Origin of the sequence: Bartonella sp. AP88XZML (assembly GCF_042195565.1) — a bacterium.
Classification (GTDB): Bacteria; Pseudomonadota; Alphaproteobacteria; order Rhizobiales; family Rhizobiaceae; genus Bartonella.
The window spans coordinates 106,218-118,432 of record NZ_JBHIOQ010000104.1 but is presented as its reverse complement, the minus strand read 5'-3'; the positions used below and the strand labels follow the sequence as shown (position 1 = coordinate 118,432).

Genomic DNA, 12,215 nt, shown 5'->3' with positions numbered 1-12,215 from the left:
TATTAATTGTTTGATTTGCGTAAGCACATCATAAGAAACTAACTTCGTTTGTACGTTATGGTTTGTTTCATTGATACGTTTAGCTTCATCTTCTTCATAAATACCGGAAAGACCGAAAGCGTAACGAGCACATTGTATAGTGGCTTTATGACGCAACATACGTGCGGGGTATTTTTTCCAAGGGTCACTGTGGCCTTGTTCGCATTCTTTGCGATATTCGGTGACTTCGATAGGGTCTTTAATGCCTTTGAGACGAATAGCACATTTGATAGCAATGATATTCCCATCATCATTGAGTTGATCTTGAAAGGTCATGCCATCAAAGTCAGGATTTGATTTGATGATCTTTATCCAACCGTCGATAGAAACAACGGGTATGATGCCGCCGCCTTTTTTAGGGAGAGCATAGATTTCTTTTGTTAAAGGGTTAAGTCCATAAGTATTGGCAACAAAAAGAAAAACGGCAAATTCTGCATCAGTGATGACACTAGCATTTTTATATCCAATACAAGTTTTTATGATTGTTTCTCGAAATTCTTCAGCAGAAAATCCATATTTTTCTGCCATTTCGTTTAAAAAAGTAGAATTTTTCATCTTGATTTCCTACATTGCGCGCAATTCACCCGTGGCGTGAATCACGCTGGTGTTTAAAAATTGGTTTTTCGGTGTTAGAAACGGCTTATGTAGCTTATATCCTTGCTGAATAGTCACTTTCGTAGATGATTGAATTGCGTCCACGAATTTCAAGATTACCAGAAATATTTACATTATCGAAAATATATACTCCATCTAGAATTTTTATATTTCCGGAAATGTGTGCTTTATCACTTATATAAGCATCTCCATAGACACGGGCATTGCCATAAACATGGCCCAAAACTCGAGCCTCACCATAAATTTGTGCATTGCCGTAAATTTGCGCATCATATTCAACATATGCTCCACCGCAAACTTTTGCATTTTCATAAACACGCGCCCTGCCTGTAATTTTTGCGCGTTCAAATACTTGTGCATTGCCGAAAATCTTAGCGTCACCATAAACTATAGCTTTATGCCAAACACAACAATCGCCTTCATGCGATAGGTTGTCTTCTTTTTGTATATAGCCGCCTAAGTAACCTTTTTTAATATTTCTAAAATCTCTTAATGCACGTATGCGATAAAGTTTTTTACTTTTATCGGTTCTTGTATCATGAAATTCTTTTATTTCATCAGTGAGCTCGTATTTTTTCATCTGGTCTTTTCTCCAGTTGAGATTCTTCTATTGTCATTAATCCTTTCTTATACAAATTTGATCCACACACTCATCCCACTTGTTATGTGCAAATGAGTGGTTTTGATTGATTCAAGATAAACAGCTTTGAAATGAGAGAATCCTACGTTATTCGAGACTCTCATTCAACATACAAAACAGTGAATTATCATTATAATTCAATGCATTGTCACAATCAGAGACAGCGGTAAGCACATCAGAAGAGGCAAAGGCTCTTTCAGAACAGACAAAGGATGCGTGTGATGAAGTTAAAGCCTCCATTTCCTNAACAGAGAAAGTAGATCAAGCACTAAGAGAGGCTAGCGATGCAAAATCTAAAGCAGAAGGCTTAGAAACAATAGCCAATGAAGCAAAATCCACGAGTGATCATGCAAGCCAAACCGCTTTGAGTGCAAAAAGTTTATCAGAAGAAGCCAAGGAAGTAGCCGAGACTGCGAAGTCGACAGCAGAAGAAGCGAAGAGTGTTGCGGAGCAAGCAAAAGAAGAAGCTGATACGACGAAGCAAGGGCTTGGAGAGGTCAAGAGTTCATTAGACATGGTTACAGCAACGACAAATTCTGCGAATACAGCCGCCTCTGAGGCAAAAGCTTTAGCGGAAGAAGAAAAAAGTGCATTGACAGAAGTTCAAGAGAAGGCACAGAGGAACAGTGACAGTCTTTCTTTTCTTGAAGGTAGTGTAAATTCTTTTTCTACTTATTTTTTAGAGAATGTGCGTTTTGTTCAACCACAAAGAATTCGGGAAGCGGATTTGCAAAAAAGAAGAGGTATTATAATCAACAGCGGCGCATTTTTTCGCTGTTATCATGGTGGAGAGCATGGGAATAGGTACACCTTGCACCGTCTTACAAAGGGTGTGAGTTTTCTTATTACAAAACCTCTTGAAGCAGGCAAGGATTATTATATTTATCTTATACTAACCCTCACTAATAATAATGAGATCGGCTTTAATGTTTCGGACAATCCGACGGTTCATAAGAGCCATTTTTTAATCCTTTCTTATACAAATTTGATCCACACATTCATCCCGCTTTTGACGTGCAAGGGAATGATTTTGATTGATTCAAGATAAGCAGGTTTGAAATGAGAGAATCTTACGTTATTCGAGACTCTCAATCAACATACAAAACAGTAAATTATCATTATAAATCAATTTCTTGTCATCTAGCTACCGTGGATCACGATGAAAATGGCAATGTGATCTATGCAACCGATGAAAATGGAAATCCTATAAGAGACAGTCATGGAAACCCACAGCTGCAATATCATTATTTAACGGATGAAAAACAACAGAATTTACAAAAAGGTTCTGATGGCAAGGTTCATGTCTCCTTTAATGGCATCTTTACTCCACCAGAGGAAGCTGCTGTTTATGCGGTTCAATATGCGAAGGATAAAAATGCACCGCTTTATTTTGTTGTGTTCCCAGAAGCCAATTCTGCTATCTCAGAACTTCTGGTCGCGGGCTATCAGAAGCTTCTGGAAGGCAGACTTTTTTGGGATTGACCAATTCAACACAAGAAGCAAAAGATCTAATGTCTCGCTATGGTAACACAGGATTGCATTTTGATGCCCATAGTTGTGGCAGTTTGACAGGCTTTAATTATGATGAATTCTTTCAAACAAGAAGGTGTAAATGATGTAGCTGGCAATACAACGATCAATTTCCATGGACCAGCGGCTAATGTTTTAGTTGCATCCGGTCTGTTAGGTTATGTGAGTGATGGCAAACAAACCACTATTGGTTTTGATGGGAATAGATATGACTTTGTAAGCAGAATTATTAGCGGCAATGGCTATACTTATGAGACAATACCTGCTGGCAGTAACTGGTGGAAAGAAACATGGAACATGTTCACAAATACTTACAATCCCCATACTTGCCTTGGAGATGCGAGCCAAGCATGTCGGTATGTTTATGGCTCATCCAATCGAGTACAAAATAAGAAAAAAATCTTGGTATTGGTTTTCAGGAAGATATTGTTGATTGTGATGACAACGATGCTGTTAAGCAGCGTATAGGATTGATCAATGGTTATTTGAAGTCAGTAGTGAAGGAAGGTTGGGTGGATATTACTGAAGGGAAGAGCCTTTTTGATGATTGTATAATAGAAAAATCTAATAGTGGTTTTGTAGATTATTGTTTACAAATTAAAGCAAATAACCTCTTTTTTTATTTACATGAGAGAAGTAAAGGGTTTAGTTGTTTTTTTTGTTTTAAAGTCCTTACAGAAGTTCGCAGGCATAGAAGCAAAAATGGAATAATTTTTTTATTGGATGAGCCAGCAAATAATTTACATATTCACCCACAGAGAAAAATATTAAGCTCTTTACAAACTTTATCGAGCATAAAGGGCAATAAAGTAATTTATTCGACGCATTCCCCTTATCTTATTAACGACGATAATTTGGATAATTTGTTTACCGTACGTAATGAAGCAAATGATTTTGAAGCGCCTCGAATTGTTTGTGAAAGATTTCTGGAATTAACTACATCTACTGAAGAAACTGTGAGGGCTGTTGAGCCTATTGTTCAAAAAACATGGATTACACACCTTGGAACAGGAGATGATTGGATTATAAAAAAATTTAATGGAGTTGCTGCTAATGCAAAGAAAGTAAATCACATTGCTGATTGCGTGAAACATATTATTGGTGGATAATTTTCTCAGTTTATGCCGTAAAGCTTATACTCTTACGAGTTTTATTTAAATGCTAACACCCTTTTGTAAAACTTTACGCAAACTTCGTATTGATCACTCCGAACGTCTCTTAGATATGGCTAAGAAATTAGACATATCTGTATCATTTTTATCTTCTGTAGAGATTAGCAAAAAATCTCTACCTATTGGCATGGAAGAAAAGATCATTGAACTCTATGATTTAGATCAAGAGGTAGCAGAAATTTTGAAAAGAGAATCGGATTCTTGTTGTAAAAGTTTCACTATAAAGTCTTCTGATACATTTAGATGTGAAGCTGTTGATATGTTTGCTAGACTGATAAACATTATTTCACAAGAAGATTTAGAACTATTAAAAAATTGTTAGAGAAAGCTGGCAAAAAGAATGCGCTTTGTAAAGGAAAGAGTAAAAACCATATTCCCCTAACTTTATTTAGGCATCCCTTAATCTTTAAAAAATATATGAAGAATCAATAACTGAATAGGAATATAAAGCTATATGGTGGGCGATGAGAGACTCGAACTCCCGACATCCTCGGTGTAAACGAGGCGCTCTACCAGCTGAGCTAATCGCCCAATGCAATGATCAGCAATTGAATGGAAACTCTTTAAGGAAAAATTTTTCTAAACGCAAGAATAAAGATAGGATTTGATAATTTTTTTTAAAAATGCATAATCCTTCTTGACATAAACGCATGAACCCCTTACACGACCGCTTGTACCCAATTAAATTGGTTCGAAAAAAAATGCGCGGGTGTAGCTCAGTTGGTTAGAGTGCTGGCCTGTCACGCCGGAGGTCGCGGGTTCGAGCCCCGTCACTCGCGCCATTTCGTGATTCCTTATAAAATTTCCTTTTTAAAATATCCATATGCTATGAGTAATGTGGTGGAGTGTTTGATTGGGGAATAAATATTTTCTTTCTTTTTATATGGTTTATAAGAATAGGGCTTGCGTCTTTCTTTGCTCTGCGTTACCTATGCCGATAAGAAAAGTATCGCTCTGTATGCCTTTGAAGCAGTATGAATAGAGTTAATAGAGCGATTGTTAAATTTGTCTGTTTGGTCACGCAATATTGAATCATTGTGTTAAACTCAGGCATTTCGTTACGATGGAAGAGGGTTATGGCTTATTTATTGAGCTCTTATTTGCCAGTCTTAATTTTCATTATTGTGTCAGCGGTTATTGCTGGAGTTTTGTTGATTACACCTTATATTGTAGCATATCGTTCCCCCGATCCTGAAAAATTATCGGCTTATGAATGTGGGTTTAATTCATTTAGTGATGCACGCATGAAGTTTGATATTCGTTTCTATTTGGTATCAATTTTATTTATTATTTTTGATCTTGAAGTTGCATTTCTTTTTCCTTGGGCTGTTTCATTCGAATCAATAGGTATGTTTGGCTTTTGGTCGATGATTGTGTTTTTAGCGATTTTGACTATTGGATTTATATATGAATGGAAAAAAGGAGCCCTTGAATGGAATTAAGATCTAATAATTCAACGATTGAGGCTCCAAAACCAAAAGGAATCATTGATCCAAATACTGGTGGGCTGATAGGATCTGACGATGAGTTTTTTCGTGATATCAATGCTGAATTGTCAGATAAGGGTTTTTTAGTTACCTCGGCAGATGCTTTGATTACTTGGGCACGTACCGGTTCTTTAATGTGGATGAGTTTTGGTTTGGCTTGTTGTGCTATCGAAATGATGCAATGTTCAATGCCTCATTATGATAATGAGCGTTTTGGATATGCACCACGAGCTTCACCCCGCCAGTCAGATGTGATGGTGGTGGCAGGTACTCTAACAAATAAGATGGCTCCTGCTTTAAGAAAAGTGTACGATCAGATGCCAGAGCCACGTTATGTGATTTCTATGGGATCATGTGCAAACGGTGGGGGATATTATCATTATTCCTATTCAGTAGTGCGGGGATGTGATCGTATCGTGCCTGTCGATATATATGTCCCAGGGTGTCCACCTACAGCAGAGGCATTATTATACGGCATATTGTTGCTACAGAAAAAAATCCGTCGTACCGGATCCATAGAGCGATAGAGAGTTTTCTTGTCATGGTGGATGAAACATTGGTTGAGCTTGCTGCTTATTTGGAAAACAAATTAAAAAATAAGCTTGAAGAGACTGTTCTTGCTTTTGGTGAATTGACCATTGTGGCACGTCTTGATGCAATTATCGATGTTTTAATGTTTGTTCGTGATGATTCTTGCTGTCAATTTATTAATCTTACAGACATTAGTGGTGTGGATTATCCTTCTCGCGATAAGCGCTTTGATGTTTCTTACCAATTGTTATCTCCTCGTGAGAATTTACGCTTACGTGTAAAAGTTCGTACAGATGAAAATACTCCTGTTGCTTCAGCTTGCACGGTTTATCCTGGCGCAGAGTGGTATGAACGTGAAACGTATGATATGTATGGGATTTTATTTTCAGGACATCCGGATTTGAGGCGGATTTTAACAGATTATGGGTTTGAAGGATATCCTTTACGCAAAGACTTTCCTGTGACAGGATTTGTTGAATGCCGTTATGATAATGAAGCAAAGAGGGTGATTTATGAGCCTGTTGTTTTTCGCCAAGAGATGCGTAATTTTGATTTTCTTTCTCCTTGGGAAGGAGGAGGACAGTATACTTTGCCATGTGATGGGAAAGCAGATGAAAAAAAATAATATTGGTTTTGATAAGGCATTATATTAGAGTACTGTATTTCTTAAATAATTAAATATTTTTTAGCGTGATAGATTTTTTGATATTTGATATGAAGTTTTTTAAAAAGCAAGGGGTTGATTGTGGCTGAGGTCAATGTTCGAAACTTTAATATCAATTTTGGTCCGCAGCACCCTGCCGCGCATGGGGTTTTGCGCATGGTTCTGGAGCTGGACGGTGAAGTTGTTGAGCGTGTAGATCCACATATTGGGTTGTTGCATCGCGGTACTGAAAAATTAATGGAAACAAAGACTTATATCCAAGCTGGTCCTTATTTAGATCGTTTGGATTATGTTGCTCCTATGAATCAGGAACATGCTTTTGTTCTTGCTATTGAAAAGTTATTAGATATAAAAGTTCCTAAAAGAGGGCAATTAATACGTGTTTTGTTTTCTGAAATTGGGCGTATTCTTAATCATTTGCTTAATGTAACGACACAGGCAATGGATGTTGGTGCTTTAACACCACCGCTTTGGGGATTTGAGCAACGTGAAAGATTGATGATTTTTTATGAGCGTGCCTGTGGTGCTCGTCTTCATGCAAATTATTTTCGTCCTGGTGGCGTGCATCAAGATTTACCAGAATCTTTAGTTGAGGATATTGGTGATTTTATTGATCCATTTCTTGTTTCTCTCGGAAAACTTGATGCGCTTGTGACCCCAAATCGGATTTTTAAGCAGCGTAATGTGGATATTGGCGTTGTAAGTATTGATGAAGCTTGGGCACGCGGTTTTTCTGGGGTTATGATTCGTGGAGCTGGTGTTCCATGGGATTTGCGTAAAAGTCAGCCTTATGAATGTTACGATGAAATGGAATTCGATATTCCTATAGGTAAAAATAGCGATTGTTATGATCGCTATCTTATTCGTATGGAAGAAATGCGTCAATCAGCGAAAATTATGCACCAATGTGTGGAGCGTTTACTGAGTACTGAAAAAAATGGACCGGTTTCGAGCTTGGATCGCAAAATTGTACCACCGACGCGGAGTGAAATGAAAAGCTCGATGGAAGCACTGATTCATCACTTTAAACTCTATACGGAAGGTTTTCATACACCTCCTGGAGAAGTATATGTTGCTGTGGAAGCTCCGAAGGGTGAGTTTGGTGTTTATCTTGTTTCTGATGGAACCAATAAGCCTTATCGTGTCAAGTTGCGTGCTCCTGGGTTTGCTCATCTCCAAGCTATGGATTTTTTAACCAGAGGTCATATGTTAGCAGATGCTACAGCTATTTTGGGTTCGATTGATATTGTTTTTGGGGAGGTTGATCGCTAATGTCCGTACGCCGTCTTGCAGATGATGTTTATCAGCCTGCGGAGTTTTCTTTTACAAAAGAAAATCAGATATGGGTAAAAAATACCATAAAAAAATATCCTGCAGGGCGTCAGCAGTCTGCTGTAATTCCATTATTAATGCGTGCTCAAGAGCAAGATGGTTGGGTGACACGTGCTGCAATTGAGCATATTGCTCAGATTCTTTCCATGGCTTATATCCGTGTCTTAGAAGTTGCGACTTTTTATACTCAGTTTCAGCTTAAGCCTGTTGGAACAAAAGCGCATATTCAAGTTTGTGGTACAACGCCTTGTATGTTACGTGGTTCTGATGAATTGATTAAAGTTTGTCAGAAAAAAATTCATCATGAACCTTTTGCGACCAATCAGGATGGAACCTTATCATGGGAAGAGGTAGAGTGTCTTGGTGCTTGTGTGAATGCTCCGATGGTTATGATTTTTAAAGATACTTATGAAGATCTTACAGCTGAACGCCTTGAAGAAATTATTGATGCATTTGAAGCAGGGAAGGGTTCTGAGATAGCGGTTGGTCCGCAAAATAGTCGTAAATCGTCGGAACCGATTAGTGGTTTAACTTCTCTTATTGATGATGAGAAAGAAAAAAAGATCTCTCAAGTCTTCACCAAAAAAGGATAAGGAAAGAATGGGGAACATAATTAAGTATTTTTCTTGAGAAAATATTTTATTATTCTACCCATGATGGCAACATTTAACGAAAAGTAAGAAGTCTTGAAAAGATATTTAAAAATTGCATTTGAGGAAAAGCGGAAAATGCTATGGGTAATAGAAAAAAAGGTGGGGTATGCTAGCTGATAAAGATCGTATCTTCACCAATATTTATGGTTTAAAAGACAAATCATTAAAGGCTGCGATGTTGCGTGGGCATTGGAATGGTCTGAAAGAAATGATTGACAAAGGTCGTGATTGGATCATTGATGAAGTGAAGGCATCGGGTTTACGCGGTCGTGGTGGTGCTGGTTTTCCTACTGGAATGAAGTGGTCCTTTATGCCAAAGCAGAGTGATGGGCGTCCTCATTATTTGGTTGTCAATGCCGATGAATCTGAACCTGGAACTTGTAAAGACCGTGATATTTTACGTCATGACCCCCATACTTTGATTGAAGGATGTGCAATCGCTACTTTTGCTATGGGAGCCAATGTTGCTTTTATTTATATTCGTGGTGAATATATTCGTGAACGTGAAGCGCTTCAAGCTGCCGTTGATGAATGCTATGATGCGGGTTTACTTGGTAAAAAAACGAAATATGGGCATGCTTGTGATATTGTTATTCATCATGGAGCTGGTGCTTATATTTGTGGTGAAGAAACGGCTCTTCTTGAAAGTCTTGAGGGGAAAAAGGGACAACCTCGGCTTAAACCGCCATTTCCTGCCAATATGGGGATTTATGGCTGTCCAACAACAGTAAATAATGTAGAGTCTATTGCCGTTGTTCCAACGATTTTGCGGCGGGGGGCTTCGTGGTTTTCATCAATCGGACGAGCAAATAATGTTGGAACGAAATTATTTATGGTTTCAGGGCATGTTAATGCACCTTGTACATTTGAAGACGCTCTTGGTGTTTCATTCCGTGAATTAATTGAAAAACATACGAGTGGTGTTCGTGGTGGATGGAATAATCTTTTAGCAGTTATTCCAGGGGGGGCTTCTTGTCCAGTCGTTCGTGGTGAGGATATGATCGATGCGATCATGGATTTTGATGGGATGCGAGATGTCGGGTCTTCTTTTGGCACAGGGGGAATGATTGTTATGGATAAATCAACCGATATTATCAAGGCAATTTGGCGTATAGCTGCTTTTTTCAAGCACGAGAGTTGTGGTCAGTGTACACCGTGTCGTGAGGGGACGGGATGGATGATGCGTCTTTTAGGGCGTATGGTTGAGGGAAGAGCGCAAAAACGCGAGATTGATCTTTTGTTTGAAGTGTCTAAACAGGTTGAAGGACACACTATTTGTGCGCTTGGTGATGCTGCCGCATGGCCTGTACAGGGGTTGATACGTAATTTTCGTCCGGAAATCGAGCGTAGAATTGATGAATACACGCGAAATGTAGTCCAAAGCAAAAATATTGCTTTAGAAGCGGTTTAATAAAGGATTTTGTTTTAAGAGCAACCGAATGCAAATTTTAAGTGGGTTATCTGCAGGTTGGATGGGTGATGATAAATATCAAAGTTGATGGCAAAGAGATTGAAGTTCCTGATTACTACACGTTGCTTCAGGCTGCTGAGGCGGCTGGGGTAGAAATTCCACGTTTTTGTTTTCATGAATCTTTGTCAATTGCTGGAAATTGTCGTATGTGTTTAGTTGAGGTTAAAGGTGGTCCTCCAAAACCTCAGGCTTCTTGTGCTATGGGGGTTCGTGATTTACGATTAGGGACTAACGGTGAGGTACCTGAGATTTTTACCAATACGGAGATGGTAAAAAAAGCACGTGAAGGTGTTATGGAATTTCTTCTCATTAATCATCCTTTGGATTGTCCAGTGTGTGATCAAGGGGGAGAGTGTGATCTTCAAGATCAAGCAATGCTTTATGGACGAGATTGTTCTCGTTATACAGAAAATAAACGTGCTGTAGAAGATAAATATATTGGACCTCTTGTCAAAACTGTTATGACACGATGTATTCATTGTACACGGTGTGTTCGTTTTACAACGGAAGTTGCAGGTATTTCTGAGCTTGGTTTGATCGGTCGTGGTGAAGATGCTGAAATTACGACGTATCTTGAAAAAGCTATGACATCTGAATTACAGGGAAATGTTATTGATCTTTGTCCAGTGGGAGCTTTAACTTCAAAACCTTATGCGTTTCATGCCCGTCCATGGGAATTGGTAAAAACGGAATCGATTGATGTGATGGATGCGCTTGGTAGTGCTATCCGTATTGATAGCCGCGGCCGTGAAGTTATGCGGATTATGCCGCGTACAAATGAAGATGTAAATGAGGAATGGATCTCTGATAAAACGCGTTTTATTTGGGATGGATTACGGAATCAGCGGCTTGATAAGCCATATGTACGCAAAGATGGAAAGCTTCAACCTGTCAGTTGGACAGAAGCTTTTGCAAAAATCAAAATGGTAATCTCTAAAATTTTTCCAGAAAAAATTGGAGCCATTGCGGGGGATCTTGCTTCTGTTGAAGAAATGTATGCCCTTAAAGCATTATTGAGCTCTTTGGGCTCAACGCTTTTTGATTGTCGTCAAAGAGGGGGGGCTTTATCGCCAGAGTTTGGGCGCTCGAGTTATATTTTTAATCCTACAATTGTAGGTATTGAACAGGCTGATGCACTGCTTATTGTGGGATCTAATCCACGTCATGAAGCAGCTGTTTTAAATGCGCGTATTTTAAAGCGCCAACGGATGGGCAATTTTCCTATTGCATTAATTGGAGAGAAAGTCGATTTACGTTATCCTTATTCTTACCTTGGATCTGGGAGTGATACATTAACGACACTTATTCGTGGAGAGGATGTTTTTTTTAATGTCTTAAAAGAAGCGAAGAGGCCCCTTATTCTTATCGGAGAGGGAGCGGTTTCAGGAAATGAAGGTTTATCTGTTTTAAAAAGTCTTGCTAAATTAGCTGATAATATTGGTGCTCTTAGTGAGACATGGAATGGGTTTGGGGTTCTTCATAATGCAGCATCAATTGTTGGAGGGTTGGACATAGGCTTTACTTCTAAGCTTGGGGTTGCAAATATACTTAAAACCTGTGAAGTTCTATTTTTGCTTGGTGCTGATGAACTAGAATTAGCCAATACAAAAGCTTTTACAGTTTATATTGGGAGCCATGGTGATAATGGTGCACATGCTGCTGACGTTATTTTGCCTGCATCTGCTTACACTGAAAAATCAGGGCTTTATGTGAATACAGAAGGACGTGTTCAAATGACAAATCGGGCTGGTTTTGCTCCAGGTGAAGCAAAAGAAGATTGGGCTATTTTGCGTGCTTTATCGGATATTTTAGGACAAAAGCTCCCTTTTGATTCTCTCTCTCAATTAAGGCAATGCTTGTTTAACGATTATCCACACCTTTGTGCTGTTGATGATATAGTGCCTTCTGATATAAGTGGTCTTAAGGCGCTTGGTTCAAAAATGGTTTCTCTCGAGAGTCAAGCATTTACTTCTATGGTTAAAGATTTTTATTTAACAAATCCGATAGCACGTGCTTCTGCTGTTATGGCTGAATGTTCATCTCTTGCAAAAAACCATGCTACACAAACAGTAAAGTAAGGG

11 protein-coding genes, 2 tRNA genes and 3 pseudogenes are annotated in these 12,215 nt (G+C 38.7%); 13 read left to right on the top strand and 3 right to left on the bottom strand.

The window, feature by feature from the left end; all coding sequences use genetic code 11:
- Together ACFIK2_RS09645 and ACFIK2_RS09640 are read right to left on the bottom strand one after the other, a co-directional pair.
- The coding region (locus ACFIK2_RS09645) for a recombinase RecT (RefSeq protein WP_375677226.1) at positions 1-594 on the bottom strand (594 nt) is incomplete at its 3' end.
- Between the two features lie 74 nt (positions 595-668).
- Positions 669-1,234, bottom strand: a pseudogene (locus tag ACFIK2_RS09640) (hypothetical protein).
- Between the two features lie 205 nt (positions 1,235-1,439).
- Between ACFIK2_RS09640 and ACFIK2_RS09635 the strand changes: the two are divergent.
- The 5 genes and pseudogenes from ACFIK2_RS09635 (at position 1,440) to ACFIK2_RS09615 (ending at position 4,428) form a co-directional block, all read left to right on the top strand.
- A complete protein-coding gene (locus ACFIK2_RS09635) occupies positions 1,440-2,342 on the top strand; it encodes an alanine-zipper protein (protein ID WP_375677225.1) in 903 nt (300 codons plus the stop codon).
- 11 nt (positions 2,343-2,353) lie between these two features.
- Positions 2,354-2,776: a hypothetical protein gene (locus tag ACFIK2_RS09630; protein ID WP_375634034.1), complete on the top strand. Its 423-nt coding sequence runs from the start codon at positions 2,354-2,356 to the stop codon at positions 2,774-2,776.
- A gap of 99 nt (positions 2,777-2,875) precedes the next feature.
- Entirely contained in the window at positions 2,876-3,292 is a 417-nt protein-coding gene (locus ACFIK2_RS09625; protein WP_375634036.1) for a hypothetical protein, read from the top strand.
- 44 nt (positions 3,293-3,336) lie between these two features.
- A complete protein-coding gene (locus ACFIK2_RS09620; RefSeq protein ID WP_375634038.1) occupies positions 3,337-3,933 on the top strand; it encodes an AAA family ATPase in 597 nt (198 codons plus the stop codon).
- A gap of 49 nt (positions 3,934-3,982) precedes the next feature.
- Positions 3,983-4,428, top strand: a pseudogene (locus ACFIK2_RS09615) (XRE family transcriptional regulator).
- A 23-nt stretch (positions 4,429-4,451) separates the two neighbouring features.
- On the opposite strand, the gene ACFIK2_RS09610 reads toward ACFIK2_RS09615, so the two are convergent.
- Positions 4,452-4,527, bottom strand: a tRNA-Val gene (locus tag ACFIK2_RS09610).
- 174 nt (positions 4,528-4,701) lie between these two features.
- On the opposite strand from ACFIK2_RS09610, the gene ACFIK2_RS09605 reads away from it, so the two are divergent.
- The 8 genes and pseudogenes from ACFIK2_RS09605 (at position 4,702) to nuoG (ending at position 12,212) form a co-directional block, all read left to right on the top strand.
- Positions 4,702-4,778, top strand: a tRNA-Asp gene (locus ACFIK2_RS09605).
- A 294-nt stretch (positions 4,779-5,072) separates the two neighbouring features.
- Entirely contained in the window at positions 5,073-5,438 is a 366-nt protein-coding gene (locus ACFIK2_RS09600) for an NADH-quinone oxidoreductase subunit A (protein WP_005773599.1), read from the top strand.
- A complete protein-coding gene (locus ACFIK2_RS09595) occupies positions 5,429-6,010 on the top strand; it encodes a NuoB/complex I 20 kDa subunit family protein (protein WP_375634040.1) in 582 nt (193 codons plus the stop codon). Before ACFIK2_RS09600 ends, ACFIK2_RS09595 begins: the two co-directional genes overlap by 10 nt.
- A gap of 14 nt (positions 6,011-6,024) precedes the next feature.
- Positions 6,025-6,639 carry an NADH-quinone oxidoreductase subunit C gene (locus ACFIK2_RS09590; RefSeq protein WP_375634042.1) on the top strand — a complete coding sequence of 205 codons (615 nt, stop codon included), beginning with the start codon at positions 6,025-6,027 and terminating at the stop codon, positions 6,637-6,639.
- 120 nt (positions 6,640-6,759) lie between these two features.
- Positions 6,760-7,950 (top strand): NADH-quinone oxidoreductase subunit D, encoded by a 1,191-nt coding sequence (locus ACFIK2_RS09585; RefSeq protein WP_375634680.1) that lies wholly within the window; start codon positions 6,760-6,762, stop codon positions 7,948-7,950.
- Positions 7,950-8,640, top strand: a pseudogene (nuoE, locus tag ACFIK2_RS09580) (NADH-quinone oxidoreductase subunit NuoE). Before ACFIK2_RS09585 ends, nuoE begins: the two are co-directional and overlap by 1 nt.
- 129 nt (positions 8,641-8,769) lie before the next feature.
- Positions 8,770-10,074 (top strand): NADH-quinone oxidoreductase subunit NuoF, encoded by a 1,305-nt coding sequence (gene nuoF / locus ACFIK2_RS09575; protein WP_375634679.1) that lies wholly within the window; start codon positions 8,770-8,772, stop codon positions 10,072-10,074.
- 68 nt (positions 10,075-10,142) lie between these two features.
- Positions 10,143-12,212 carry an NADH-quinone oxidoreductase subunit NuoG gene (gene nuoG, locus ACFIK2_RS09570; RefSeq protein WP_375634678.1) on the top strand — a complete coding sequence of 690 codons (2,070 nt, stop codon included), beginning with the start codon at positions 10,143-10,145 and terminating at the stop codon, positions 12,210-12,212.
- The last annotated feature ends 3 nt before the right edge of the window (positions 12,213-12,215 follow it).